24 protein-coding genes are annotated in these 26,917 nt (G+C 39.1%); all 24 read right to left on the bottom strand.

Annotated features, from left to right (window positions below; genetic code table 11):
- Positions 1-531: 531 nt before the first annotated feature.
- Positions 532-2,046, bottom strand: a complete 1,515-nt coding sequence (locus CCON33237_RS07350; protein ID WP_054197039.1) for a 2-isopropylmalate synthase — start codon at positions 2,044-2,046, stop codon at positions 532-534.
- A 145-nt stretch (positions 2,047-2,191) separates the two neighbouring features.
- Positions 2,192-2,923 (bottom strand): CDP-diacylglycerol--serine O-phosphatidyltransferase, encoded by a 732-nt coding sequence (gene pssA, locus CCON33237_RS07355; protein WP_054197040.1) that lies wholly within the window; start codon positions 2,921-2,923, stop codon positions 2,192-2,194.
- Entirely contained in the window at positions 2,916-3,542 is a 627-nt protein-coding gene (locus tag CCON33237_RS07360) for a phosphatidylserine decarboxylase (RefSeq protein ID WP_021091662.1), read from the bottom strand. The genes pssA and CCON33237_RS07360 overlap by 8 nt, the downstream gene beginning before the upstream one ends.
- Positions 3,543-3,544: 2 nt before the next feature.
- Positions 3,545-5,470, bottom strand: a complete 1,926-nt coding sequence (gene ftsH / locus CCON33237_RS07365; RefSeq protein ID WP_021091790.1) for an ATP-dependent zinc metalloprotease FtsH — start codon at positions 5,468-5,470, stop codon at positions 3,545-3,547.
- A complete protein-coding gene (locus tag CCON33237_RS07370; RefSeq protein ID WP_054197041.1) occupies positions 5,463-6,296 on the bottom strand; it encodes a 50S ribosomal protein L11 methyltransferase in 834 nt (277 codons plus the stop codon). Before CCON33237_RS07370 ends, ftsH begins: the two co-directional genes overlap by 8 nt.
- Positions 6,296-6,661, bottom strand: a complete 366-nt coding sequence (locus CCON33237_RS07375) for a chemotaxis response regulator CheY (RefSeq protein WP_002939933.1) — start codon at positions 6,659-6,661, stop codon at positions 6,296-6,298. Before CCON33237_RS07375 ends, CCON33237_RS07370 begins: the two co-directional genes overlap by 1 nt.
- 57 nt (positions 6,662-6,718) lie before the next feature.
- The gene (gene hisA / locus CCON33237_RS07380) at positions 6,719-7,435 is read right to left on the bottom strand and encodes a 1-(5-phosphoribosyl)-5-[(5-phosphoribosylamino)methylideneamino]imidazole-4-carboxamide isomerase (protein ID WP_054197042.1); all 717 of its coding nucleotides are present in this window, start codon (positions 7,433-7,435) and stop codon (positions 6,719-6,721) included.
- Positions 7,435-8,046, bottom strand: a complete 612-nt coding sequence (gene hisH / locus CCON33237_RS07385) for an imidazole glycerol phosphate synthase subunit HisH (RefSeq protein ID WP_054197043.1) — start codon at positions 8,044-8,046, stop codon at positions 7,435-7,437. The genes hisA and hisH overlap by 1 nt, the downstream gene beginning before the upstream one ends.
- A 16-nt stretch (positions 8,047-8,062) precedes the next feature.
- The gene (gene pglF / locus CCON33237_RS07390; protein ID WP_054197044.1) at positions 8,063-9,844 is read right to left on the bottom strand and encodes a UDP-N-acetylglucosamine 4,6-dehydratase (configuration-retaining); all 1,782 of its coding nucleotides are present in this window, start codon (positions 9,842-9,844) and stop codon (positions 8,063-8,065) included.
- Positions 9,845-10,936, bottom strand: coding sequence for a UDP-N-acetylbacillosamine transaminase (pglE, locus tag CCON33237_RS07395; RefSeq protein WP_054197045.1), 1,092 nt, complete (start codon positions 10,934-10,936; stop codon positions 9,845-9,847).
- A 50-nt stretch (positions 10,937-10,986) separates the two neighbouring features.
- Positions 10,987-11,577, bottom strand: a complete 591-nt coding sequence (pglD, locus tag CCON33237_RS07400) for a UDP-N-acetylbacillosamine N-acetyltransferase (protein ID WP_054197046.1) — start codon at positions 11,575-11,577, stop codon at positions 10,987-10,989.
- Positions 11,564-12,169 (bottom strand): undecaprenyl phosphate N,N'-diacetylbacillosamine 1-phosphate transferase, encoded by a 606-nt coding sequence (gene pglC / locus CCON33237_RS07405; protein ID WP_054197047.1) that lies wholly within the window; start codon positions 12,167-12,169, stop codon positions 11,564-11,566. Before pglC ends, pglD begins: the two co-directional genes overlap by 14 nt.
- Positions 12,162-13,277 carry a N,N'-diacetylbacillosaminyl-diphospho-undecaprenol alpha-1,3-N-acetylgalactosaminyltransferase gene (gene pglA, locus CCON33237_RS07410; protein ID WP_054197048.1) on the bottom strand — a complete coding sequence of 372 codons (1,116 nt, stop codon included), beginning with the start codon at positions 13,275-13,277 and terminating at the stop codon, positions 12,162-12,164. The genes pglC and pglA overlap by 8 nt, the downstream gene beginning before the upstream one ends.
- Positions 13,278-13,279: 2 nt before the next feature.
- Complete coding sequence (locus CCON33237_RS07415) at positions 13,280-15,379, bottom strand: STT3 domain-containing protein (protein ID WP_054197049.1); 2,100 nt, start codon at positions 15,377-15,379, stop codon at positions 13,280-13,282.
- Entirely contained in the window at positions 15,372-16,496 is a 1,125-nt protein-coding gene (gene pglJ / locus CCON33237_RS07420; RefSeq protein WP_054197050.1) for an N-acetylgalactosamine-N,N'-diacetylbacillosaminyl-diphospho-undecaprenol 4-alpha-N-acetylgalactosaminyltransferase, read from the bottom strand. The genes CCON33237_RS07415 and pglJ overlap by 8 nt, the downstream gene beginning before the upstream one ends.
- Positions 16,493-17,536: a glycosyltransferase gene (locus tag CCON33237_RS07425; RefSeq protein ID WP_054197051.1), complete on the bottom strand. Its 1,044-nt coding sequence runs from the start codon at positions 17,534-17,536 to the stop codon at positions 16,493-16,495. The genes pglJ and CCON33237_RS07425 overlap by 4 nt, the downstream gene beginning before the upstream one ends.
- Entirely contained in the window at positions 17,533-18,591 is a 1,059-nt protein-coding gene (locus CCON33237_RS07430) for a glycosyltransferase (RefSeq protein WP_054197052.1), read from the bottom strand. Before CCON33237_RS07430 ends, CCON33237_RS07425 begins: the two co-directional genes overlap by 4 nt.
- On the bottom strand, positions 18,588-19,520 hold the full coding sequence (locus CCON33237_RS07435; protein WP_054197053.1) for a glycosyltransferase family 2 protein: 933 nt from the start codon (positions 19,518-19,520) through the stop codon (positions 18,588-18,590). The genes CCON33237_RS07430 and CCON33237_RS07435 overlap by 4 nt, the downstream gene beginning before the upstream one ends.
- On the bottom strand, positions 19,521-20,282 hold the full coding sequence (locus CCON33237_RS07440; RefSeq protein ID WP_054197054.1) for a glycosyltransferase family 25 protein: 762 nt from the start codon (positions 20,280-20,282) through the stop codon (positions 19,521-19,523). It abuts the gene before it with no gap.
- Positions 20,283-21,800 carry an MATE family efflux transporter gene (locus tag CCON33237_RS07445; protein WP_054197055.1) on the bottom strand — a complete coding sequence of 506 codons (1,518 nt, stop codon included), beginning with the start codon at positions 21,798-21,800 and terminating at the stop codon, positions 20,283-20,285. It abuts the gene before it with no gap.
- Complete coding sequence (locus CCON33237_RS07450) at positions 21,800-23,920, bottom strand: STT3 domain-containing protein (protein ID WP_054197056.1); 2,121 nt, start codon at positions 23,918-23,920, stop codon at positions 21,800-21,802. Before CCON33237_RS07450 ends, CCON33237_RS07445 begins: the two co-directional genes overlap by 1 nt.
- Before the next feature lie 8 nt (positions 23,921-23,928).
- Complete coding sequence (locus tag CCON33237_RS07455) at positions 23,929-25,161, bottom strand: nucleotide sugar dehydrogenase (RefSeq protein WP_054197057.1); 1,233 nt, start codon at positions 25,159-25,161, stop codon at positions 23,929-23,931.
- Entirely contained in the window at positions 25,158-25,598 is a 441-nt protein-coding gene (locus CCON33237_RS07460) for an ecotin family protein (RefSeq protein WP_054197058.1), read from the bottom strand. The genes CCON33237_RS07455 and CCON33237_RS07460 overlap by 4 nt, the downstream gene beginning before the upstream one ends.
- Complete coding sequence (locus CCON33237_RS07465) at positions 25,595-26,917, bottom strand: UDP-glucose dehydrogenase family protein (RefSeq protein WP_054197059.1); 1,323 nt, start codon at positions 26,915-26,917, stop codon at positions 25,595-25,597. The genes CCON33237_RS07460 and CCON33237_RS07465 overlap by 4 nt, the downstream gene beginning before the upstream one ends.

Consider the following 26,917-nt stretch of genomic DNA (forward strand, 5'->3'; position numbering starts at 1 on the left):
CAAAAATTTGTTTTACAAGCAAAATTTCAAATTAGAGCTGGCATTTTGTGTCTATAAATTTAGTAGTCTGCTAAGGCGAGTGTAATATTTTAAAATTTACAAAATGGCTTGATTAAATTTGCAATTTTTTATTCAAAAGGTAGGCAATGGGACTTAATTTTTACTTCTCAGGCTCGCAACTGCGTTGCAGACACGAAGTCCATCCCCTTATCCCCCTCCTTTTTTTAAAAAAATCTCCCAAACCCTTCGCACATTCAAAGGGTATACGCTAGTGCTTCACACTGCATGCGGTCTAAGCTCTATCAAATTTTAAAAATTTACGAGCGAGCATATCACGCTTCTAAATTTAGTGGTGAATGTTTATGAGCCCTAAAATTAGTAAGTTGCTAAGGCGAGTGAGTAAGATTTTAAAATTTGTAAAGATAGTAAAATTCTATTTTTTTAAATAAAGACTTTGAATTTTAAAAATTTATATAGTTTTTGGAATAAATTTAAAATAGCCAGCTGCAAATTTAGCAGCTGGCTAAAATTTTAGTTTTTATGTATGCGAAGGTAGCTATTTAGTGCGCCAACATAGGCTTTTGCGCTTGCCATCATAGTATCTATGTCAAGTCCATGGCCTATTACAGCCGTTTTGCCCTCAAACTCGACCTTTACATCAACCTTAGCAAGTGCGTCTTTACCTTGAGAAACAGATGCCACTTTATAGTCTTTTAGCGTGCCGCTAATGCCACTAATACGATCAACTACCTTAAATATCGCATCAGCGGTACCATTTCCTAGAGCTGAGTCACTGATGATCTCATCGTTGTGTTTTATGCTAATTGAAGCACTCGCAAGGCTTCCGCCACTACTTTGAAGAAGAGCCGTGATCTCATAAGCTTGTGGAATTTTTGTAATCTCTTCAGCCACAAGAGCCCTAATATCGTCATCAAATATCTCTTTTTTCTTATCAGCTAGCTCTTTAAATTTTTCAAATGCCTTATTAAGAGCATCGCTATCAAGGTCAAATCCAAGGCTAGCAAGCTTATCTTTAAACGCGTGGCGACCACTATGTTTACCTAAAACAAGAGAATTTTTCTCAAGGCCTATACTCTCAGCGCTAATTATCTCATAGGTCTCTTTGTGCTTTAACACGCCGTCTTGATGTATGCCACTTTCATGAGCAAACGCGTTTTTACCAACGATAGCTTTATTTGGTTGAGGCTCAATGCCTATAATACTAGCAATCAGTCTTGAAGTTGGATAAATTTCTTTTGAGATGATGTCCGTATAAAGTGGAGCAAAGACGTCTTTGCGGGTTTTGATAGCCATCACGATCTCTTCAAGCGCAGCATTTCCAGCACGCTCACCTATGCCATTTATCGTACCTTCAACCTGCCTTGCACCAGCTTTTATGGCCGCTAACGAGTTTGCTGTAGCCATGCCTAAGTCATTGTGATTATGCACAGAGATTATCGCTCTATCGCCTACAAATTTTACTATTTCACTAATGCGAGCAGTTATCTCTTCAGGATATAAATAACCAACCGTATCAGGGATATTTAAAGTTTTTGCACCCGCATTTATGGCAGCATCACAAATTTCTTTTAAAAAGCTCATTTCACTTCTACAAGCGTCCTCGCAGCTAAACTCCACATCATCGCAAAAGGTTTTTGCGTATTTTATAGACTCTATTGCACGTTTTATTACTTCATCTGGGCTCATTTTTAGCTTGTACTCCATATGAATTGGGCTTGTTGCTATAAATGTATGAATTCTCTTATTTTTAGCTGGAGCTAATGCCTCGCCAGCTGCCTTGATATCACGCTCAACTGCACGTGCAAGAGAGCAAACCGTGATATTTGAGGCTTGCTTTGCTATTTGATTTACCGCATCAAAATCCCCTGGGCTTGCTGCTGCAAATCCAGCCTCCATAACATCCACGCCAAGCCTTTCAAGCTGAAGTGCGATCTGTAATTTTTCAGCTGTATTCATCGATGCACCAGGGCTTTGCTCACCATCTCTTAAAGTCGTATCAAAGATTATAATTTTATTCTTATCCATTTTTGTCCTTTTTTATTTTTTATATTTAAATTTTAAATTTAATGAGTTAAGTAAAGAGAAATTTGCTACCTAAGTAGCAGCAGTAGAGAGTTTTTGATTTCGATTTTTGGTAAAAATTTACGTGATTTCATGACGCCATTTTCGCTCATTCGCTCTCCTTTTTTTTGGAATTTTTACTAAACATTATAGTGGCTCTTACTATGCCATAAAGCATATAGACGCTCATAACCAAAGTCGCACTTTCAAATGGATATAGATAAAGTATCGAAAACGCAACTACAAGAGCTACTAAAATTCTTATCACATGGGTTTGTTTTAAATTTATTTTTTTAAAACTTGGATAGCGGATGTTGCTAACCATTAAAGCTGCCAAAGTAGCTTCAAGTAGCATCAAGCACCACTCAAATCCCTCTAAAAAAGTATAGTCGATATAAATTCCAACCCAAAGTACGCTCACAATAGCTGCTGATGGTATAGGAAGTCCGATAAAAACATTTGGCTCATATGTACCAGTAGTGACATTGAAGCGAGCAAGCCTAATAGCTCCAAAAACTACAAACATAGCAGCTATAAGTGCTCCAAATCTGCCAAAATTTTTACCAATAGTCAAATAAAATAAAATCGCTGGTGCTACACCAAAAGCAACAAGATCTGCAAGGCTATCAAACTCTACTCCAAATTTACTAGTTGTCTTTGTAAGTCTAGCCACACGCCCATCAAGTCCATCTAGAATAAGCGATAAGATTATATAAATAATGGCTTTAAAATAGTTACCTTGAATAGATGAAATAATGCTAATAACACCCAAAAAAGCACTAGCTGCTGTAAATAAATTTGGCAAGATATACATTAGTTGCATTTTTTGTATGTTATTCATCTCTTTTTCCCTCTTCAAAATATCCCAAAAGTGAAGCAGCCTTTACGCTTTCTCCGACACTTACACATATCTTAGTATCTCTTGGTAGGTATAAAATCACCTCACCACTTCCTAAAAAACCAAATTTCCTAGATGCTTTTAGGCTAGTAACATTTGAAATTTCTAAACTTCTACTGAAAGCTCCAGCTATAATTTTCATAACAAATTTTATATTTTCTTTTTCAAAGCGAATAATCGCTCTTTCATTTAAAAATTCTGAAATTTTCATAGCCTGGCATAAGAATAAGCCATGTCTTTTGCGTATTTCAGCTACTTTTACATCACTTACAGCCCTTAATGTACCAACATCAAAAAAAGATTTTTTTATGACTATCTTAGCTACTTCATTATTGTCAAAATTTGAAGCACTGATCTCTTTTATCTTGCCATCAATCGGCGATAGTAAAGCCAATTTATCATCAGAAAATGGCTCTCTCTCAGGATCTCTGAAAAAATAAAGTCCCAAAAAAAGTAAAATAGCAAAAAGTAGTGGCAAGATCCCAAATAGCAAAGATAAAACAAATAAAATTAGAAAAAATAATATAAATTTATATCCTGCTTTCGCGATATAGCCACTCATTTTTATTCCTCTTTTTTACTCTTTTCGTCTTCTTCGGTCTCTACAAGTCTGCTCTCTAGACTATTTTCGATCTCATAGTTTTTAATGATCTCTCTAACTCTTTTTCCTTCGATTGTTTCTTCTTCATAAAGTGCTGATACCATATTTTCAATAGCGCCTTTATAAATTTCAAGCAAACCAAGCACAGCTGTGTATCTTTCATGAAGAAGCGTTTTTACAAACTCATCAACCTTCTCAGCCATCTTATCACTGTAATCTTTGATACTTTGACCACCATTTAAAAATGTCGCACGTTGCTTTTCAAGCACCATAAGACCGGCAACATCGCTCATACCATACATACTAACCATAGCTTTTATGATATCAGTCGCACGCTCTAGGTCGTTGCTAGCTCCGGTTGAAATTTCTTTAATAAACACCTCTTCAGCTGCTCTACCAGCCAAAAGTACATCTACTTCTGCTATCAACTCATGCTTTTGCATCATAAATTTATTCTCTTCAGGCGTGTTTAGAGTATAGCCAAGTGCCGCAAGACCACGTGGTACGACTGAGACTTTTGTTACCCTTTTTGCACCTTTTGTTAGCTCAGCTATCAAGGCATGACCACACTCATGATAAGTGACGATTCTTTTTTCTTTTGGATTTACGCGGCGAGACTTTTTCTCAAGTCCAGCGATCGATCTCTCAACAGCCTCCACAAGATCAGCCTGCTCAACAAAGGTCTTTGACTTACGTCCTGCAAGAAGAGCGGCCTCATTTATGATGTTTTCAAGATCAGCGCCAGCTAAGCCGGTTGTAAGCCTTGCGATATCTTCGATATTTACATCCTTACCGATCTTTACATCTTTCATGTGAACTTTTAAAATGTCGCAGCGTCCTTTAAAATCAGGCTTATCAACAAGCACTTGCCTATCAAATCTACCTGGCCTTAAAAGCGCAGCATCCAAAACTTCAGGTCTATTTGTAGCAGCTATAACAATGACTGGCGACTTGTCCGCATCAAAACCATCCATCTCAGAAAGAAGCTGATTTAGCGTCTGCTCTCTCTCGTCATTGCCGCCCATCGGACCAGAATTTCTACTTTTACCGATCGCATCGATCTCATCTATAAAAACGATCGCTGGAGCCTCTTTTTTAGCATTTTCAAAAAGATCTCTAACCCTACTTGCGCCAACACCGACAAACATCTCTATAAAGCTTGATGCTGACATAGAGAAAAATGGCACACTAGCCTCGCCTGCAACTGCTCTTGCAAGAAGCGTTTTGCCTGTGCCCGGAGGGCCAACTAGCAAAATTCCTTTTGGAATTTTTGCCCCAAGTCTTAGATATTTATCAGGACTTTTTAGATAATCAACTATCTCTTGAACCTCTTCTTTTGCCTCTTCGACACCTGCAACATCATCAAATTTTACTTTTGGCTTTTCAGAATTTATAAGCTTTTTTGCACTTCCTATACCAAGTATGCCACCGCCAATATTCTTTTGCATACGACTAGCAATAAACATCCAAATAGCAAAAAATATAAATACTGGGATTATCCATGAAAATATAAGATCTCCAAACCAGTTATTTTCGCTATAAACGCTGTAAGTTATACCATTTTGCTCAAGTATGCCAATGAGCGTTGGATCATTTATGCGCTTTGCAAGATAGATAGTTTTGTCACTGCCTATGCCTTTTATGGTAGTCTCCGAGATAGCAACCTCATTTAGCTGCTTATTTTTTAACATATCTTTAAACTCAGAATAAGCTACCATTTTACTCTGGGCATTACTATTTAGCCCAAAAGAGCCACCAAGTCCGTCTCCACTAAAGCTTCTAAAAGCTAAAACTATAACTATTGCAAAAATGGCAAAAATGAAAATAGGATTTTTATTAAAAAAACCGTTATTGTTGCCATTATTTTGGTTATTATTTTGGTTATTCATCTATTTCCTTATAAACAAAGCTACTCCAATCGTTACTTTGTTTTATCTCAATTAGCTCCAAATCCTTAAACGTATCTTTAATCCTATCTTCGTATTTGTTTAAAATTCCTGACAATACCAAGTAGCCGCCTTTTTTAAGCGATTTTTTTAAGTCATTTGAGAGCATAAAAATGACATCAGCAATGATATTTGCTACGACAATATCATATTTTTGCTCTAAATTTGCGATAGAACCTGTCCAAATTTTATTAAATTTAACCTCATTCAACTCGGCGTTGCTAAGTGAGCTTTGTGTGGCTTGCTCGTCTGTATCACAAGCATCAATCTTGCAGCCAAGCTTTGCCAAGACAATACTTAAAATTCCACTTCCACAGCCCACGTCTAAAGTAGTATTGCCACTTTTTGCATATTTTTGTAAAAGCTGCAAGCAAGAATTTGTGCTTTCATGGTGCCCTGAGCCAAAGGCTAGAGCTGGGTCGATTATGATATTTGTTACGCCATTAAGTGGCTCTTCCCAGCTAGGTCTAACATAAATTTTATCAACCAAAATAGGCTTAACTGCCTTTTTATATTCACCTAGCCAGTCTTTATTTTCTTTTAAATTAAGAGAAATTTTTAAATCATTTGAAATTTTACGAACACTAGAGAGCCCTTTTGCATACTCTTCGATACCCCAAGCTATATCTTTTAGATCATACTCTTCCCTGACAATGATCTCGTGATCTAGCTCTTCAACACAGGTAACTCCAAAAGAGAAAACTAGCTCTAAAATTTCATCATAAAAATTTGATGTTTTTATGCTTAATTCGTAAAATTTATCTTTCATTAACCAAGAACGTCTTCAAGCTTCTCTTTTAAAACTTGTGGTGTAAAAGGTTTAACGATGTAGTTATTAACACCTGCTTTTAAAGCCGTTATAACTTCGGCTTTTCCGCCCTCTGTTGTTACCATTATGATAGGCATATCAACATACTTTTGCTCAGCTCTTACCTTTTTAACAAGCTCAAGACCGTTCATCTCAGGCATATTCCAGTCAGTGATAAGAACTTCGATACCCTCATTTTGAGTTAAGATATTCCAGGCCTCAAGACCGTGCTCAGCCTCAAGAATTTCTTGATGTCCTAACCTTTGCAAAGTATTTTTTATGATTCTTCTCATTGTTGAACTGTCATCTACAACCAAAATCTTCACATAATATCCTTTTAGTAAAAATTGCCCTATTCTAGCTAATTTAAATTTATAAAAGCTTTAACGATATCTAAGTAGTTTAAAGGCCTCTTTTAGGTCAAGCAACCCTTCATAGTAGGCTTTCCCAACTATTACGCCACTAATCTCATTTGTAGCTTTTAGCATCAAAATATCATTTATATCACTCACGCCACCACTTGCTATTGTCTCAAGCTTGCTATTTCTAGCTATTTGCAAGCTAAACTCAACATTGACTCCGCCAAGCATTCCATCTTTGTTAATATCGGTGCAAATCACAGCTTCTACACCCACATCTGCAAATTTTTTCGCAAGATCGACTGCTTTTATGTTTGAAACCTCGCCCCAGCCTTGCACTGCCACATAGCCATCTTTGGCATCTATGCCAACTACGACTCTGTAAATTCCAGCCATTTTTGCTGTAAATTCTGGATCACGAAGGGCAACTGAGCCAAGGATCACCCTGCTAACTCCAAGGTCCAAATAGCGCTTTATTCGCTCTTCATCTCTTATGCCGCCACCCACTTGGACGCTTAAATTTGTAGCCTTTGTAATTTTTTCAATTGTTTTAAAATTTATCGTCTCTCCAGCAAATGCACCGTCTAAATCAACCACATGAAGCCATTTTGCGCCATAATCTTCAAATTTCTTAGCAAGTTCACTTGGCTCGTTGCTATAAATTTTTGCACTTTGCATAAGACCTTTGCTAAGTCTAACTGCTTGTCCCTCTTTTAAATCAATAGCTGGAAAAATTTCCATCATAACCTCGCAAAATTCTCTAAAATTTTAAGTCCAGCTTCATGACTTTTTTCTGGATGAGGCTGAAAGCCAAATATATTTTCATGCCAAACCGCACTTGTAAATTCATATCCATAAGTCGTCTTTGCCAGTGCAAATTTATCATCACAAACCACATGATAGCTATGTACAAAATATAAATACTCAAGCTCTTTTAGTCCTAAATTTAATGGGCTATTTTGCTTAAATTCCAAAGCGTTCCAGCCAATGTGAGGTATCTTTAATGGTTTATCGAAATTAGCTTCATTAAATTTTACGACCTCGCCAGGCAAAAGAGAGAGTCCCTCATGCTCGCCAAACTCGAAGCTTCGCTCAAATAAAAGCTGCATACCAAGACAAATGCCAATAAAAGCTTTGCCACTTTTTACAGCCTCTTTTATTGCTTCATCCATGCCGTTATTTTTTAGCTTTGTCATCGCCTCACCAAAAGCTCCAACGCCTGGCAAAACAATGTGCGAATACTCCTTTAAATTTTCAGGCTTACTTACTAAGGCACATTTTTTGTCAAGAAAATCAAAAGCATTTATCACGCTTTTGATGTTTCCAGCTCCATAGTCAATTATCGCTATCATTGTTCTTTGCCTCTAATTAGCCTTTTAGATTTAGTGCATGATTAAACTCAGGTACGATCACCTTAAGAGCAGGTGCTACCTCGTCATCTTCAAGCTGCAAAAGCCCATTTATCTGTGAATTTAAAAGAGTTAGGTCGTATGGCTGTGAGTGCGTCACAAAGATCGATTCATACTTAGTTTGAACGTCATCTTTGTTGATAAGCAGCTCCTCATAAAGCTTCTCGCCAGGTCTAAGCCCTACAAATTCGATACCCAGATGCTCTTTGTTTGAAAGCAGAAGCATCTTTTTAGCAAGATCAACGATCTTGATTGGCTCGCCCATATCAAGCACAAAAAGCTCGCCACCTTCTGCAATAGAGGCAGCTTGAAGTACCAGCTGACACGCCTCAGATGTGAGCATAAAATATCTTGTAATCTCTGGGTGAGTAACACTTAGTGGCTTGTTTACAGCGATTTGTGCTTTAAATTTCGGTATAACAGAACCACTTGAACCAAGGACATTTCCAAAGCGCACGCAAACTATCTCACACACGCCAGCTTCATTTGAATTTAAAGCATAAAGCTCACAAACACGCTTAGTTGTTCCCATTATATTTGTTGGGCGTACGGCCTTGTCTGATGAGATCATAACAAATTTTTTAACGCCATATTTTTTTGAAAGATCGACAGCATTTTTTGTGCCAAGGATATTATTTTCGACAGCCGAGCGAGGGTTTAGCTCACAAAGTGGCACGTGCTTATATGCTGCAGCATGGATAACAATCTCAGGTTTAAAGTCAGCAAAAACTTCTTCAAAATCCTTTAAATTTGTGATGTTTACAAGCTTACTGATAGTCCTTTTATCTTTTGTATCTTCGCCTATTTTATAAAGGTTAAACTCACTGTGCTCAACCATTACAAGCTCGCTCACTCCAAATTTTAAGCACTGCTTACAAATTTCGCTTCCTATGCTACCACCAGCTCCAGTAACAAGCACTTTTTTGTCTTTTAAAAAATTTGAGATAGCCTCTGGATTTAGGTCTTTTGGCTTTCTGGCTAGTAAGTCTTCGATCGAGATATCCTTGATCGGCTCGTTTTCGATAAGCGAAAATAGTTTCATATCTCTTATGCCGTATCCCGTTAGTTCATCGACTAAGGCTTGAAGCCCATCTTGATCAAGTGCAAGTGCGATAATAGCGGTCTTTACATCGTAATCTTTTATCAAATTTGGTATCTCTTTTTTATCTTGCACCAAAAATCCATCACAATAAGTGCCCACAAGATCACTCCTGCCATCTACCACGCCAACTGCATAATAATCAAGATAACCCTGTTTTAAGCCACGCAAAACGTGAAGTGCCTTTGAGGTAGCGCCGATGACCACGCATGGCTCGCCTTTGTGAGGTTTGTTTGAAAAGTCAAGCACCATGCGCTTTGAAATTCTCAAAAGTCCAATAAGCAGGCATGAAATTAGAAGATCAATGAAAATAACGCTTCTTGGGTATGGATTAAAGAAGTCTTGTATTATGAAAAATATGATCGTAAACAAAACCGCTGAGCAAACGTGAGCTAAGAAAATTTTGCGAGCTTCATTTAGCCCAAAAAATCTCCATGGCACCTTGTAAATTTTAAACATCCATAGAAAAAATAGCTTAAAAATAATCAAAAATCCAGCCGTTACAAAAAGGCCCTGAACGTAGATATCTGGGATATTTGCGTTAAATCTCAAAAGATAAGCCGCATATATCGAAAACGCAGATATAAAAACATCGCCAGTAAGGAAAAATATAAGCCTTTTTAACTTTGTTGCATGAAACATTTAGGCGTTTTCCTTGACTAGTTTGATCACTCTTACTTGCGTTTCCTCGCTCATATCACTACCGCTTGGCAAGCAAATTCCTCTTGAAAATAGATCTTCGCTACAACCATCAACAAAGCTTAGCGCGCCCTTAAATACAGGCTGTATATGCATAGGCTTCCAAAGTGGACGGCTCTCGATATTCTCATCAGCTAGAGCTTTTATCACCTTTAAATGTGCGTCTTTTTTAGCAAAAACGCCAGTTGTGAGCCATCTGTTGCCACGAGAATTTGCTAGCTCTGGCATAAATTCTAAAATACTGCCAAGCTCTTTTTCATAAATTTCAAATACTTTTCTCTTTTGCTCGACTCTTTTTTCTAAAACTTCCATCTGTGCCACGCCAATAGCGCCTAGAACGTTGCTTAAACGGTAGTTGTAGCCATACTCTTTGTGCTCGTAGTGAAGTAGCGGCTCTCTTGCTTGCGTGCTGTAAAATCTAGCTTTTTCGACAAATTCGCTATCTCCAACTAGCATACCGCCACCTGAAGTGGTGATGATCTTGTTGCCATTAAAACTATATGCACCCATCACACCAAACGTTCCAAGTGCCTTGCCAGCGTAAAACCCACCAAGTGCCTCAGCTGCGTCCTCGACCAAAGCGATACCCTCGTTTTGGCAAATTTCGCAAATTTCTTTCATCTTTGAAGCTTGGCCGTAAAGATGAGTAACGACTAACGCCTTTGGCTTTTTAGGTAAATTTGATATCGCTTTTTTAAGTAGCTCTGGGCTTAAATTCCAGCTCTCATCGCTATCTATAAAGACTGGTGTCGCTTTTTCGTAAAGTATAGGCGAGACCGAAGCCATAAATGTAAAGCTAGAAGCCAGTACAAAGTCGCCCTCTTTCACGCCAAGGACACGAAGTGCTAGGTGAAGCGCCGCCGTTCCAGCGCTTAGTGCTAGCGCATCTTTTGCTCCAGTGTAGTTTTTTATACTTTCTTCAAATTTATTTACATACTCACCAAGTGGCGCTATATAGTTGCTTTCAAAAACTTTTTTTATATATTCCTGCTCTTTTCCACTCATGTTTGGCGGAGATAAAAAAACCCTATCCATGTTCATACCTTTCGTGATTTTTTAGCGATTTTAGCACTTATTTTTAAATTTTATATCTTAGCGCGCTCGCATGCTGGCACTCCGTACGCCTTTGTGCCATCTTTTATATCTCTAACAACGACGCTTCCAGCGCCGATGATACAGCTGCTGCCGATACTTATACCTTGAATGACGCTTGAGCCTATGCCAACATGCGTAAATTCGCCCACTCTAACGTTTCCAGCAAGGGCTGCATTTGGGCTGATGTGAGCAAATTTACCTATCACACACTCATGCTCTATTACCACACCAGAGTTTATGATAGCGCCCTCTTTTATGCAAGCTTTTGCGTTTATCACAGCATTTGGCATGACAACTACGCCTTTTTCTATCACAGCACTTTCGCTCACAACCGCGCTTTTATGGATCAAATTTACTATCTCAAAGCCAGCAGCCTCTACTTTTTGGCTGATCTTTTGCCTTATTTTGTTTTCGCCAATAGCTATTATGATATCGGCTTTTTCGAGCTCTGGGCTAAATTTGAACTCACTAGCATCATCTAAAAAAACTATCTCATCATAGCCGTTGCTTCTAGCGATATCAGCGACCACAAGGCCATGCCCACTCGCTCCGTAGATGTAAATTTTCTTAGTTTTTGCCATTAAATTTCTCCGTCGTCGCCTGCCCCTCTTTGCTGACGTCACTTCGTTTTAGTACCTTTTCGATAGTCTGTAAGGCAATCTTTACGTCAAGTATAAAGCTTAAATTTTTAGCGTAATAGACGTCGTATTCAAATTTTTTCTCCCAGCTTATGGCGTTTCTGCCATTTACCTGCGCTAGGCCCGTGATACCAGGACGCACGTCGTGGCGGTGCTTTTGCGTTTCGTTATAGATGGGTAGATATTCAACCAAAAGCGGCCTTGGTCCAATAAAGCTCATGTCGCCTTTTAGTACATTAAAGAGCTGTGGTAGCTCATCAAGGCTAAGAGAGCGGATCAGTTTGCCAAATCTACCAAGCCTTTGCTCATCTGGCAAAAGCTCGCCATTTGCGTCACGCTCATCGCTCATCGTCTTAAATTTATAAATTTTAAAAATTTTCTCATTAAAACCTGGTCTTTCCTGCGTAAAAATGACATCACGGCTTACCTTAAAATAGATAAAGATCGCCGTTGCTATGATGATAGGCGATGTTAAAACGAGTAAAAATAGTGCCCCCAAAATATCAATCACCCTTTTTAAAAAATTTCTATACATCTATAAATTTCCTATAAATTTCTATATATCTTTTTGCGATTTGCTTCTCGTCAAACTCGCTCACCACCCAGCTCCTGCCATTTGCTCCAAGCCTAGCGCAAAGCTCCTCATCATCAAGCAAAATTTTTATCTTACCAGCAAGGTCGTTTGCGTCTTTTACCTTACATAAAAGTCCGTTGTAGCCATCCTTTACAGCCTCGTTACAGCCTGTAACATCACTTGCGACAACTGCTTTTGCCATACTCATCGCCTCTAAAACCGTTCTTGGAAAGCCCTCTTTGTAGCTAGGAAGTGCCAGCAGATAAGAGGCCTTTAAAAGCTGTGGGATGTCATTTCTAGCTCCAAGATATCGCACTTTGCCACCTTTTAAAAAGCTCTCGTCTGCAGTTGATTTATTGCCAGCAAAGCCCTCGCCAACAAAGACAAATTCGCAGTTTTTGTAGCCATTTAAAATTTCTGCTGCCTCATAAAATTCACGAACACCCTTGTGCCACATCGCCCTTGCGATCATGAGAATGACCTTTTTCTCGCCAAGGTCAACCGCCTGCGTGATAGCTGGGTCAAATTTAGCAGTATCCACGCCGACACTTTTTATGCGGTACACCTTGCTTTTATCTATCAAATTTTTTGAAATCATATAATCAGCATCCGAGTTGTTTACAAACACGCAAGCATCGGCTTTTGCAAAGGAAATTTTATAAAGGCTCTCCATAACAAAACGCACGGCCTTTGTCTTAATATCATCGTCTATATAAAAACTGCCAAGGCCTTCAACCAAATTTATCACGTACTTTATGCCAGCGTTTTTGGCAGCAAACGTGCCAAAGACATTTGACTTGTGAGCACCAGTTTGCAGCAGATCTAAATTTAGCTCACCTAAAATTTGAGATAGTTTTTTTGAGTTATTTATAACGGTTAGTGGATTTAGGCTCGCCTTGTCAAGCTCGTAGGTAACAGCGTGAAAGCTTTTAGCAAGCTCGTCAGTAAAATTTCCTTTTGGAGCGATAGCAAAAACTTCATGCCCCATATCTTTTAAAGCCTGCATAATGGGCCGTCTAAAAAAGTGTATGCTCATATCAGCGTGGCTTAAAAACCCTATCCTTGCCATTTTTACCTCTTTAACTTGTAAACTTTTGCCGCCCCATCAAGTATGACTGGCTCAAAAATTTTTGGATCATATCTTTCTAGCACGAAAAGCTGTATATAAGTGCTACTTAAAATACTCTCATCAAGGATGATAAACCTACCGTAATCCCTCATAAAAATAACAGAAATGTTTGAGAGTTCGTTATTTTTATACTCTTTGACATTTAGTTTGCCAGACTCGTCGTAGTCAGTCTCTATGAAAGATCTTAGCGGCAAGACATTGTTTTCGTAGATCAAATTTGTGACATCGCTTGATAGTGTAAATCCGCCGCTTAGCCTGATGCCTTGTTCATTTTGTGAGATCGCTCTTGTGACGATAAAAAGTCCGTTGTTTAAATTTTTACCGCTTTTTAGATCGATCTTACTAAACTGCAAAATGGTCGGGAAAATACTAAGCATCCTATCTGGCAGGTAATAATATATCTCTCTGCTCTTTGCTGGTAGGCTAAAATTTGCCTCTTTTATATCACTAAAAAACTGATCAATGCTTGCGTTTCTCTCTTTTAAAATTTGAGCCAAATTGCCGTTAAATCTCTCCTTGAAATTTCGCTCCGTATACTCGACATCAAGCCTTGCAATATTTGCCGAGCTCATCTCATCACTTCCAAGTGCAAAACTCACGGCAAAATTTTCACGCCCAAGGTGCTTTCCACCATCAATGAGTGTCTTAACATCGCTGTAATATCTAATCGGATATCCATAGTCCCACCACGCAACCACGTAGTCCTCGCGTCCTGCGATGCCTTTTAGCTTGTTTAAAATTTCAACCTCTTTGTGTACAAAAACCGGCTCAGCTTTGTAACCATAGATATGAATGAGAGCTGGAGTAAGAGCAAGCACGGTTATAAAAGCTCTCGCGAGATTTAGCACCGCTCCTTTTAGCTTTAAATTTGAAAGTATAAACTCCACTAAGTAGCCAAAGCCAAGTGCCATGATAGGCACAGCATAAATGGTAAATCTAAGTCCACTTTTAAATGCTAAAAAGCCAAGTGCAAGCATGCCAAGCGAGACGGCAAATGAGCGGTATTGAAAGCAAAAAAGAGCAACGCCAGCAAGCGAGATCAAAAATGTGATGACATTTGCGCTGATCCTCTCGCAAAATAGCGTAAAATCAACGATGCTTGACTCTTGGATGGTTTGATTGACATTAAAAAAGTGAAAACTCATGCCTCCAACTTCAGGAGCGTCTCTAAAGACGTAAAATTTAAGTTGAAAGATTATCGGATTTAGCCCACCACGGATGACAAAAACGACAAAGATAATTGCCAAAATGCCAAGAGCAATTTTTAAATTTATCACCTCTTTTTTAAATAGGCAAAGTGCGTAAATAGCGATAACAGCGATAAATTTAAGCGTTAGATCAAGGTTTGAGATGGCGAGTAAAAGCAGAGAAATTTCAAGGTAAAAAAGTGGGTTTTTTCTATCAAAAACGAGCGTGTAAAGTAAAAATAGCCCAGTTAAAATGCTAATAAGCGAAAAGGCACTCGCATACCACCACATATAAATAAGTGCGCTTAAAGGTGCGATGATTAGGCTCTTTGCGTCCTTTTTTTCAAGCACTCTAACAAGCCCCCAAACGATAAAGACGCTAAGTGGGATGATGAGCATGTCAGTGTCGTAGTATCCTGCCATCGTGCGGTTGTAGTAGCTATTTGCGATCACTGCAAGAAGTGCGGCGATGAAGCCAGCAAATTTTAGCTTATACTCATTTGCGATCAAAATGACTGGCACAGCGACAAGAGATGAGAAAAATACACTCATATAAATCATCGCCGTCTCAAGCTTGACACCCAGAAATTTCACGATCCAATAAGTCAGTGTCGAGAGTGGATAGCCGTAGTAGCTAAGGTCGTTTTCTTGGTGAAAACCAGCCATCATATCCCTTGCACCCTCGGCAAATGCGTAGCCGTCGTTTGTGCTGATCATCAGCTCGTTGTTCCAGAAAAATACCGGATATTCACTCGCCCAAAAGACCCAGTAGAGCCTACAAACCATGCCAAAAAGGACTGCGACAAATATCATCAAGTATAAAGAGTAATTTTTAAAAAATAAATTTCTATTCATTAGGATTTTCCAAAAATTTTATAAGCTCCCTCGCTATATTTTCACTATCAAAAAATTTAGCCCGATTATACGCAACATTTTCAAAATTTTGCCTTATCTCAGGCGCGTTAAGCACCTTTATCATCGCCTCTTTCATCGCATTTTCGTCATCGACTGGCACCAAAATGCCAAACTCGCTCTCGCCCAAAAGCTCCTTTGCGCCGCTTTTATGCTCGGTTGAGATGATTGTTTTTTCGCATGCTAGTGCTTCAAGCAGGACATTTGAAAAGCCTTCGAACCTAGAAGCACAAAGCAAGCAAGAGGCGTTTTTTATATGTTTAAATGGATTTTTATCAGTACCAAGAAGCTTTACGCGCTCGCCGACATTGAGCTTGTCTATCAAATTTTGCAGCTCATCCTTTAAAGGCCCTTTCCCTAAAATGCCAAGCGTTGCACGAGAGTCGTTAATGGAGGCAATTATTTTTATTAGCATGGCTTGATTTTTACCGCTATCAAGGCGGCCGATATTTATGAAAAATGGCTTAAAGTCACCCTCTAGTGGCTCATTTTTTAATAAATTTATAGTTTTTAGATCAAGGGCGTTATAAAGCACCTTTGTTTTGACCTCGCTCATGCCAAAATTTCTCACCAGATCCTCTTTATTCCCAGCTGCATTTGCTAGGATGAGATCGGCTTTTTTATAAAGATGAGTGAGTAAAAATTTATTAACTCGACCGCTTGGATCATCTTTATATAAGATAGACGGGCAGCTTCGCTCGCTGATAACTAGCCTTTTTTTAAAGCCCAAAATTCTGGCTATTGCAGCAATATAACATGGGCGATTCATCAGCACAAACTGCATGTCGACGCCTAAGTTTTGACAAAGCTTTTTATACTTAAACGCTAGCATTGGCATCGCCAAAAAGAGCCTTGCAAGCTTCTTTAGCCCGCTTTCATAAGGATCGCTATTTTCTATAAAGTGAATTTGCACCTCGCTTGGGATCTCATAGGCGATAACCTTACTCATTAATATGAGATGAACTTCATAACTTTTAACCAAAAATGGCAGTAAATTTGCAACATTTCGCTCAGCCCCGCCAGGGCCCATCGAGTATAAAAAAACGGCTAATTTTTTCACTTACTAACAACCTTTTTTACAAATTCTCGCCACTGTTTGATGATGTTTTCTTTGCTAAATAAATTTGCACTTTCGCTGGCGTTTTTTGCTAGTTTTTGCCTTAAATTTTCATCTTTTAAAAACATCTCAAGCTTCTCTTTTAGATCATCTGCATCGCCATTTTTAAAGATAAGCCCGTCAATGCCGTCATTTATAAGCTCTCTTGCTCCCACAGTGTCGCTACTTAGCCTGGCGCAGTTAAAAGCGCCTGATTCAATTAGCACGTTTGAAAGCCCCTCGCTTCTTGAGCAAAGAGTAAAAATTTTTGCCTCACTATAAAGCTTTGTGACATCACTCATGTGGCCTAAAAATTTGATGTTAAGCCCTAAATTTGACGCCATCTGCTTTAGCTCGGCTTCCTGCCTGCCACTGCCTGCGATCTTTATCTCCCAGCCATCAAGCAAGCTCTTATCCACCTTGCTAAGCGCCTCAAAATAGATATCATAGCCCTTTACCGCCTCCAGCCTTGCCACGCTTAAGATGACGTTTTGCTTCTCGCAAATTTCAGGTACGTCGATAAAAAGTGGGTTGTGGATGACCTCGCGGTTTTTGGCAAATTTATAGTAGTCGTAGTCGCTTTTGCTTAGCACGCTTAGGCCATCTACAAAGCGGTAGCTAATATCACGCATAGCGCTAGCAATTTTGCTTTTTAAGTAGCTATGCTCGTGATGCTCGGTTGCTATTAGTTTGCTCTTTAGCCCAGCATTTGCCAGCACGCAAGCGACGTTTGTCCAGTCGATAAAGCTAATTATTAGATCAGCCCTTTGCTCCTTAAAAAGCGCTCTAAGGGCGAGGATTTTCTTAAATTTTAAAGCCAGTCCTGAGCCAGTGACGCTAAGGTTTATGATATTTATTTTCTCACTAAATTTATAAAGCCCAAGATCCTCTTCAAGCACGGCGATAGTGATCTCATTATCTTTGCAAAGCTCGTTTGCAAGCACATTTAGCACTCGCTCGGCTCCACCATTTCTAAGTGCGGCTATGACAAAAAGAATTTTCACTTTACACCTCCAAGCTTTAAAAGCTCCAGCCATTTTTTATAAATTTGCTCCACGCTAAACTCATCAAGTCTAGTTCTTGCGTTTTTGACAAATTCGCCCATTTTTGCCTCATTTTGGATCAAATTTGCAAGCTTTTCGCTCATCTGATCAGCGTCATTTATCTCGCAAAGCAAGCCATCAAAACTATCTTTTATAAGCTCTTTTGCCCCGCTAGTTCTTGTAGCAACACGCACGCAGTCATAGTTTATAGCCTCTATCAAGGTATTTCCAAGACCCTCGTAATTTGAGCAAGAGAGCAACACCTTTGCTCTTTTATAAAGCGAGGCGATGTCGCTAACATTGCCTAAAAACTCTACATCAGCGCCCAAACTTTTAGCTAAATTTTCTAAATTTCCCCTCTCGCCGCCATCTCCAGCGACAGCAAATTTATAGCCACTTTGCTTTAAGCTTGCAGCCACTCTTACAAACATTTCGCAGTTTTTTATCTTATTTAGCCTGCCAACAAAGATGACTAAATTTTCTTTATCAAAGCTCTCACTTGGCACCTCTTCAAAGAGTGGGTTGTAAATTTTCATCACATTTTTGCAAAATTTCGAGTAGTAGCCTAGGTCCTCGTCGCTTAAGACACTAAGTGCGTTTGCAAATGGGTAGCTAAGGCGTCTTAGCACCTTAAAAATGGCTCTTTTTGGCGCAAGATAGTTTGTGTGTTCGCTTATGATAATAGGCGTTTTTAGCCCAGCTGAGCTAAAGAGCACCAAGGTATTTACGGCGTCTAAAAAGGATATCACAGCGTCAAATTTGCCCTCTCTTATGAGCGCTCTTAAGGCAAGCACCTTTAAAACTCTCTTTTTTAAATTTCCAAAAAAACCAAGCTCATCAGCCCCAACGCCTAAATTTATGAGCTTTACGCCACTTGCTAGCTCGTAAAATGGCTCATCCTTGTCGAATTTAACAAGACTTACATCATGATCCACGCTAAATCTTGATGCGATCACCGCACAAACTCGCTCCGCACCGCCACTTCTAAGCGTTGATGTGACAAATAATATCCTCATACACCAAACCTTTGTTTGATTTTTACTCTAAGCTTTGAAAGTGCTGGCAAAATGCCACTTGGAAGTGGGCTAAGTAGTAAAAAGACAAATGCCTCTTTGCTAAATTTAATGCTAAGACTTTTAAAGATACACCTTAGCATCAGGCCGTATTCGCCTGCTATTTTGGCGTAGTAAGCGGCGTTTTTATACTGGATGGCTAGAAATTTTGGCTCATTTTTTATAGCGATGTCATAGTGCATATTTGCTGTTTTGATGTAGGCGTTTGCAACGTTTAACGGGTGTTTGCTGGCATTTAGCGTCGCACTATCGCTTCTTGCGATGCGGTAGATGTAAAGTGGCTTTTTAAGATAAAAGACATTTTTTTCAAAAAAGCGGATATAAAGCTCATTTTCGCCGCCAAAACTGCTCTCATCAAATCTAAAGCCGTCTATAAATTCACGCGAAAAAAGTTTAAAATACTCGCCATTTATCCGCCCACAGTGATAATCAACCTTGCTCATCGCCCCACTCATGTTATACGGGCTTCTACCAGCCATTACTTCGGTCATCACGCCATCTTTTTCGCAGATAGCGTCTGCAAAAACGCACGAATACTCGCCACTTTTTAAAATTTCATAGCACTGGGCAATCGCCTCTGGCAAAAGCTCGTCGTCGTCATCAAGCAAGCAGACAAACTCACCTGTTGCGTTATCAAAGCCGTTATTTTTGTTGCCATTTGGGCTCTTTTTGTGAGCGCTGTTTTTTACAAATTTGATCCTTGCGTCGTTAAAACTATTACAAATTTCACTCGCACTCTCGTCATCGCCGTCGTCTGTTACAACTATCTCTATGTTTTTATAGCTTTGAGCTAAAGCGCTTTTTATGGCCTTTTGTAAAAGCTCCGGACGCTTATAAGTTGCGGTTACGATGCTGATTAATGGCTCACTCATTTAGCCCCTTTTAAAAATTCTCTCATAGCCTTGAAGCTTTTCAAGACGTGAAAAAAGTATAAATTTAATTGTCTTGACATAGGCCTTTAAATTTGCCTTGTATCCTCTCTCAAGGCGTTCTCCTTCGATATTTGAGCCACTTAGATCAGTTGGATGCGAAAAGAGATCGCAAAAATACATCTGCATATCATTAACGCCTAGCAAATAGTCCCAAACATCGGTCGTACAAAGCGCACGTTTATGAATTTCAAGCAAATTTTTAACGCTTTTTTTAGTTAGCACATAAGCCCCTGCTCTATAAATGCTCGAAAATGAGTGCTTTGAGACCTGCCAAAGCGGCCTGCTTAGGCTAGTATCCACCTTTTTACCAAAGGCGCTAAATCTACCTTCCAGCCCATCTTGCATGCCACATATCAGCACGCTGTTTTCAGGTATCTTGCTAGCTGCTAAAAAGGCCTCTTTTATGGCCTCATCATCTCCAATCACGTCATCTTCAAAGATGAGGGCGAATTTGGCGTCACTCGCCAAAAACGCCTCGTAGGCTTTCACATGCGAGAGCGAACAGCCAACCTCAGCTGGGCTTAAAACCTTACCGTAAGCTTTAAATGATGGCGAAATGATCTTGTAGTATTCCCTAGCGTTTAACTCACTGCCATCGACTGCGTCTATTAGATTAAAGCTATCATAAGAGCTAAATTTCTGCTGCAAAAGCTCTCGCCTTTTAGTGTCTTTTGCCAAAGAGATCAGGTAAATTTCATCCATTTAAGACCTTTTAAATTTTTTTAAAATTTTACGCCAGACTATGCCTCTCTCGAAGCCATTAAAAAACAAAAAATATCCCAAAACATAAGCTGTACCAGCGTATATCACAGCAAAGATAGCAAATTTTAGCCAGTTATCTAGGCTCACAAAATCCTTGCAGACAAACATCGCAAGCACGCAGAGTGCAAAAACGGCTAAATTTTTAAAATAAACCCCATAAAACATGGTGAGCTTTACCTCTAAATTTAAGGCGGCATTTATAAGGTCAAAGCCAAGAATTCTTATGCTATAAAAAATGGCTGCGACGATGACGATGCCATAAACGCCGTAGTCACTAAATTTAAGCAGTGCGATCTGCGCTATGATCGTGCTAACGCCAAGAATGGTGTTGGCAATGGCTGGTCGACGAAGCTTGTTTGTCGCACTATCAAGGTTAAAAAGCGAAAAAACAAAGCTGATAAATACAATCGGCACAAGCGTGATCATCGAGACGTTGTAGATAAATTTAACCTCGTCCGCACTTTTAAACGGCAACCAAAGCTTGTAAAAATCAAGTCCAAAAACGACGAAAAATGCGGCTGGAGCGCTCATCACAAAGGCAATCACCTTCATTGAAAATTTAGCCTCTTTTATGAGGTCTGTGATCAAATTTTTAGAGTAAAGCTCGACAAATTTTGGCGCAAAGATACTGCTAAGCTGCGCCACAAAGCTCTCAAGTATGATAGGAGCAGCTTTTGCGACTGAAAGAAGGCCAGTGGCGTTTGCATTTACGAAAACGTTACAGATAAATAGGTCCATGCCCGTTAAAAGTATGCGATTTAGCGCATTAAAGCTGTTCCAAATGCCAGAGCTTAAAAGCTCTTTTATCTTTGAAAAGTCAAATTTACTAAGGCTAAATTTTAGCTCTGGTGTGATGCGAGCTGACATAAAAATGGTGCTAAAAAAGACAAAAAGGCTAGCAACTAGCGCTGAAATGGCGATGTATGAGATAAATGGCTTAAAAAAGTAAAAAAGTGCGACGATAAGGGCTGCTAGGATCGCACTTGAGATGGCATTTCTGATGGAGAGTAGGTAGAGCTTATTTGTCACAAAGGCGCAAACCGTCAAAACGCCGTTAAATAGCCCAACGCAGAAATTGATAAAGTAAAAAACAAGGGTCATTCTCACGTCAAAGAGTAAATTTTCAGGGACGTTTAAAAAGCTTTGCAAATTTAGTATGAAAACAGAGCTAAGCACTACGACAACGGCGCAAAAGAAGATATTTACAACAAGCACTGATGAGTAGTAGGTGTTTGTAAGGCTTAGATCTTTTTTGTGCCACGCATGAGCGACGAAGCGGCCGCTCACTGAGTTTATAGCCACACTCACGACTGCGGCATAGCTAACGATGGCGTTGCTAAGGCCCACAAAGCCAAATGCCTCGTTGCCAAGGCTTTTTAAGATAAATGGCGTAAGAAAGAAATTTATGCCCATTGACACGACAAAAATGACGATCGAGCTTATTAGATTGATTAGCATTAAATTTTTAACCTATAAATTTTTACACCATTTGAAATAATAAATGGCTCAAAGTATCTATCATCGGCTCGCTCAAATATAAAAAGCTGCACAAAAGATGAGTTAAAAACATTTTCATCAAGCAACAATATCCGCGCATAGTCTTCTAAAAAAACCACATAAATTTTGGCGTTTTCATCTATGATTTTTTCATCTATTCGCAAATCTCTTCCAGTACCTTTTACCTTATAAAATGATTTTACGGCTATTTTCTCACCGTTATGTATGATAAATTTTTGATCATTTGTAGGCAAAGTATAGCCGTCTCCAAGGTCGATACTAGCTTCGCTAACGCCATTTAATGTACTAACATGATAAAAATTCTCTTTTTGTCTTTTACCAGTTGTAATGTCGATATAGCTATATCTAAAGATATTTGGTGCGATGTCAATCATATTTGGCATAAGATAGTAAAAAACATCTTTTTTTGCAGCTGGCAGAGTGAAATTTTCGCTTTCAAGCTGACTTAAAAAAGTATTTATATCGCTTGTGTTGTAGTCTTTTAAAATTTTATCTACTGGCCTTATATTTTGCTCAAGCGAGATGTCATTATAGGCAACTGCTACTCTTGCAAGTCTAGCCGAAAATGCCTCATCTTTTCTCAAAGCAAGGCTAACAAAATAATTATTTTCGCCACCTTGTCTACCAGGATCGTTTAAAGTCATAACATCAGCAAAATACCTTATAGCATACCCGTAATCCCACCATGAAAATACATAATCATCGCGCTTTGTGACCTTTTTGAGCCCATCAAGCGCTACTGCTTCATCACGGCTAATTACAGTCTTTGGCCTATATGAATAAGCAAAATCTAAATTTATAGCAAGAGCAGCTACGGCAAAAACTAAAAATGATAAATTTTTAATAGATTTTCTAAGATCAAATAAATTTAAAAAAAAATGCAAGAAATACCCAAAACCAAGCGCAACAAGTGGTGTTACGTACATAACAAATCTAACTCCGCTAAAGAAAGAGAGGAGTCCAAGTCCAAGCATTGGCAAAGTAAGTAAAAATGGACGAAATTTAAAGCATAGTAGCAAGTATCCAACAATGGCTGCCATCAATATAAGGATATTGCCAGACATGAAATAGATAAAATACAAAGGGCTAGAACTTTTTACTTCACTGATGAAATTATGCTCATTTATAAAGTGAAATTTATCGCTAAGAATTTCATTGCTTTTAAAAACATAAATACCTATTTTTGAAGTAATGAAATCAAAACCGCCAAAATAGATAAAAATAGCTAGCATTAAAGTAAGAAAAATGGCTAAATTTCTAGCTGAGAGTAAATATTTACAAAAAAGAGAGAAAAATAAAGCAATAACCACTAAATTAAAAACAAAAATTTTATTTGCTATTAGTGGATCTTTAGTAAAAACATTTGAGCTTACGATGCTTATAAACATAAAAAATATCGCTTGATAATTTTGCAATCTATCTCGCATAAAAACTAGCGTATATAGTAAAAACATAAAGAAAATGCTTAAAATAAGTGCATAAGAGCTTTGATACCACCAAAGATAAAGCGACACAAAGACTCCAGGCAAAACGATAAATTTTTGTTCATTTGTGTTTAAAAGCCTGATCAAAAAATAGATGATAAAAAGCGCAAATGTGACATTTAACATGTCACTATCAAAATATCCAGGCGATGTCCTTGAAAGATAGCTTGGTAAGATAACACTCATAAATGCAGCCACAGCCCCAGCTTTTAGCGCTTTAAGCTCATTTGATATCAAAATAACTGGAAGTGCGATAAGAGGAGCTAAAAGCGCACTCATATAAAACATCACGCTTTCGATCTTAAAAGGAAAAACTTTGCAAATATAAAAAACTATAGTTGAGATTGGGTGATTAAAGGGGCTAAAGTCATTTTGCTGATGAAAGCCAGCCAGCATGTCTCTAGCACCCTCTGCGTAATAGTATGCGTCATTTGTCGTAAGCATAAACTCGCCATTAAAGTAAAACTCTGGCATATCCTTTGCCCACAATACCCAGAGCATCCTAGCCGCAAATCCAAACAGATAAGCAACCAGAAATATAAGTAAAATTTTACAATTTACGCTTACTTTGTGCACTAAATTCCTTACAGCCTAGCGTCAGCCTCTGGGTAGATATTTTTTATATCGTAAACTAAATGGCCTTTTAAATTTAACTTTTTAAACTCATTGTGAGCTACGGCTATCACAATGCAGTCATAGTCATCTAGATTATACTCTTTTACCAGATCAAAGCCGTACTCGTGTTTTACCTCAGCGCTATCAGCCCAAGGATCAGTCACATCGACCTTGCAACCAAAGTCTTTTAGCTCATCAACTACGTCTATAACGCGAGAATTTCTTATATCAGGGCAGTTTTCTTTAAATGTCATGCCAAGAACAAGCACGCGCGCTTTGTTGATAAGCACGCCTTTTCTTATCATTAGTTTTATCACTTGATCGGCTGCGTATCTGCCCATATCGTCGTTGATGCGGCGACCTGCTAGGATCATTTCAGGGTTGTAGCCTACTTCTTGAGCTTTGTGAGTTAGGTAGTATGGATCTACGCCGATGCAGTGACCGCCGACTAGACCTGGGCGGAAATTTAAGAAATTCCACTTAGTACCAGCCGCCTCAAGCACGTCGATAGTGTTGATGTGAAGCTTTTCAAACAGCATCGCAAGCTCGTTTATAAAGGCGATGTTGATGTCGCGCTGAGTATTCTCGATGACCTTTGCAGCCTCTGCTACTTTGATGCTTGAAGCTTTGTGAGTGCCAGCTGTGATGATAGAGCGGTAAATTTCATCGACCTTGTCAGCGATCTCTGGAGTTGAGCCACTTGTGATCTTTTTGATCTTTGTAACAGTATGCTCTTTGTCACCTGGGTTTATGCGCTCTGGAGAGTAGCCGCAGAAGAAGTCTTTGTTAAATTTAAGTCCGCTCTCTTCAAGAAGTGGCACGCAAATTTCTTCTGTAACGCCTGGATAAACGGTGCTCTCATAGACAACGATGTCGCCTTTTTTAAGCACTTTTGCCACGCTCTGGGTCGCTTTTACCACTGGGGTTAGATCAGGGCGCTTGTTTTTGTCTATCGGAGTTGGAACAGTCACGATGAAGAAATTGCAATCCTTTATATCGTCCAAATTTAAGCTAAATTTCATACCATTATCGATCGCTTTTTTCATCTGCTCACTGCTAAGCTCAAGCGTTCTATCATAGCCACTTTTAAGCTCTTCTATACGTTTTGCATTTACATCAAAGCCTACTACTTCGTACTTTTCGCTAAAAGCTGCTGCAAGTGGAAGTCCCACATATCCAAGTCCTACTACTGCTATTTTCATTTACTTTTTCCTTTCTTTTTTGCTTCTATCTTTTTTACGCGTTCGTACATTCTTATTTCCGCACTTACACCTTTTGGAGTTATGATTCTAATAGGGCTAATGCCTGGTAAAATTTTAGTAAATTCGTAATAAACCCGCCTCTTTTTCTTTCTGTCCTTGCATAGCATCATCGTTTGCGCTAGCTCATCCCCGCCGCTAAATTCGTAATAAATTCCGCGCGCGTCCTCTTTTTGTTCAAGCTTTCCGCCGAGCAAAAAGGCGAAGTTGCAGTCGATTTCTATCTCTTTAAAAAATGCGACTTCGTATTTAAAATAATCAGGCGGCATCTTTGAGATAGGTAGCTCAAAAATATTTTCCTCGGTTTTTAGCGTGTTTTCACCTGCTAAAAGCGCAAATGGAAGCACGCAAGCTACGATAAAAAGTAAAATTTTTCTCATGCCTTTACTCCGATTTGGAAATATTTAAATCCGTGTTCGGTTAAAATTTTAGCATTGTATTGATTTCGTCCGTCAAATATGACGGCGTTTTTTAGCCTCTCTTTGATCTCCATAAAATCAGGTGATCTAAACTCGCTCCACTCAGTTACAAGCACCATAGCATCGGCGTTATCAAGAGCATCGTACTTATTTTTAGCATATTTTATATCTAAATTTGGCATATATTTTTTAGCTTCTTCGCTTGATTTTGGATCGTACGCCACCACTTTTGCGCCAGCATCGTCTAAAAGCTTTATCAAAGTTAGTGAGCTGGCCTCTCTCATATCATCAGTGTTTGGCTTAAATGCAAGCCCCCAAAGCGCGATCGTCTTGCCATTTAGATCGCCGTCAAAGAAATTACAAATTTTCTCAAATAGCACTCTTTTTTGAGCCTTATTTCTTGACTCAACCGCGTTTAAAAGCTCTGGCTCAAATCCATTTTGTCTAGCTGTGTAGATGAGTGCCTCAACGTCTTTTGGAAAGCAACTGCCGCCGTATCCGCAACCTGGATAGATGAAGCTATATCCGATCCTTGAGTCACTGCCGATGCCTTTTCTCACTAAATTTACATCAGCACCCACGCGTTCACAGATATTTGCTATCTCATTTATAAAGCTTATTTTGGTTGCTAGCATCGAATTTGCAGCATATTTTGTCATTTCAGCCGACTTTACGTCCATACAAATGAGCCTGTCGTGGTTTTTCATAAATGGCTCATAAAGCTCTCTCATCACGCTAAAGCCCCACTCGCTGCTAGCACCGATAACAACGCGGTCTGGCTTTAAAAAGTCCTCGACTGCCGCACCCTCTTTTAAAAACTCTGGGTTTGAGACGACTTCAAATTTAACCTCTACATTTCTCTTTTTAAGTTCACTCTCGATCACCTCATGCACCTTAGCTCCAGTGCCTACTGGAACGGTTGATTTATCGACTACGATTAGTGGTTTGCTTAAATTTTCTCCGATAGACTTGGCAACTGAGAGAACGTATTTTAAATCCGCCTGCCCATCAGCACCCATAGGCGTGCCAACTGCGATAAATAGCACATCTGCATGCTCTAGCGCCTCGGTTATCTGCGTGCTAAATTTAAGCGAGCCATTTTTGTAGCACTCACTCACGATATCAGCAAGCCCAGGCTCATATATAGGCACGATGCCGTTTTTTAGCGCTTCGATCTTTTTGCTATCGACATCGACGCAGATCACGCTGTTGCCCATCTTAGCAAAGCATGCACCACTTACTAGTCCAACATATCCGGTTCCAATTACTGCTACCCTCAT

Source organism: Campylobacter concisus (assembly GCF_001298465.1).
GTDB classification, from domain to species: domain Bacteria; phylum Campylobacterota; class Campylobacteria; order Campylobacterales; family Campylobacteraceae; genus Campylobacter_A; species Campylobacter_A concisus.

Coding starts and splice junctions, on each gene's coding strand:
- CCON33237_RS07350 (WP_054197039.1), bottom strand. CDS start 2,046: ATGGATAAGAATAAAATTATAATCTTTGATACGACTTTAAGAGATGGT.
- pssA (WP_054197040.1), bottom strand. CDS start 2,923: ATGAATAACATACAAAAAATGCAACTAATGTATATCTTGCCAAATTTA.
- CCON33237_RS07360 (WP_021091662.1), bottom strand. CDS start 3,542: ATGAGTGGCTATATCGCGAAAGCAGGATATAAATTTATATTATTTTTT.
- ftsH (WP_021091790.1), bottom strand. CDS start 5,470: ATGAATAACCAAAATAATAACCAAAATAATGGCAACAATAACGGTTTT.
- CCON33237_RS07370 (WP_054197041.1), bottom strand. CDS start 6,296: ATGAAAGATAAATTTTACGAATTAAGCATAAAAACATCAAATTTTTAT.
- hisA (WP_054197042.1), bottom strand. CDS start 7,435: ATGGAAATTTTTCCAGCTATTGATTTAAAAGAGGGACAAGCAGTTAGA.
- hisH (WP_054197043.1), bottom strand. CDS start 8,046: ATGATAGCGATAATTGACTATGGAGCTGGAAACATCAAAAGCGTGATA.
- pglF (WP_054197044.1), bottom strand. CDS start 9,844: ATGTTTCATGCAACAAAGTTAAAAAGGCTTATATTTTTCCTTACTGGC.
- pglE (WP_054197045.1), bottom strand. CDS start 10,936: ATGGATAGGGTTTTTTTATCTCCGCCAAACATGAGTGGAAAAGAGCAG.
- pglD (WP_054197046.1), bottom strand. CDS start 11,577: ATGGCAAAAACTAAGAAAATTTACATCTACGGAGCGAGTGGGCATGGC.
- pglC (WP_054197047.1), bottom strand. CDS start 12,169: ATGTATAGAAATTTTTTAAAAAGGGTGATTGATATTTTGGGGGCACTA.
- pglA (WP_054197048.1), bottom strand. CDS start 13,277: ATGGCAAGGATAGGGTTTTTAAGCCACGCTGATATGAGCATACACTTT.
- CCON33237_RS07415 (WP_054197049.1), bottom strand. CDS start 15,379: ATGAATAGAAATTTATTTTTTAAAAATTACTCTTTATACTTGATGATA.
- CCON33237_RS07430 (WP_054197052.1), bottom strand. CDS start 18,591: ATGAGGATATTATTTGTCACATCAACGCTTAGAAGTGGCGGTGCGGAG.
- CCON33237_RS07435 (WP_054197053.1), bottom strand. CDS start 19,520: ATGAGTGAGCCATTAATCAGCATCGTAACCGCAACTTATAAGCGTCCG.
- CCON33237_RS07440 (WP_054197054.1), bottom strand. CDS start 20,282: ATGGATGAAATTTACCTGATCTCTTTGGCAAAAGACACTAAAAGGCGA.
- CCON33237_RS07445 (WP_054197055.1), bottom strand. CDS start 21,800: ATGCTAATCAATCTAATAAGCTCGATCGTCATTTTTGTCGTGTCAATG.
- CCON33237_RS07455 (WP_054197057.1), bottom strand. CDS start 25,161: ATGAAAATAGCAGTAGTAGGACTTGGATATGTGGGACTTCCACTTGCA.
- CCON33237_RS07460 (WP_054197058.1), bottom strand. CDS start 25,598: ATGAGAAAAATTTTACTTTTTATCGTAGCTTGCGTGCTTCCATTTGCG.
- CCON33237_RS07465 (WP_054197059.1), bottom strand. CDS start 26,917: ATGAGGGTAGCAGTAATTGGAACCGGATATGTTGGACTAGTAAGTGGT.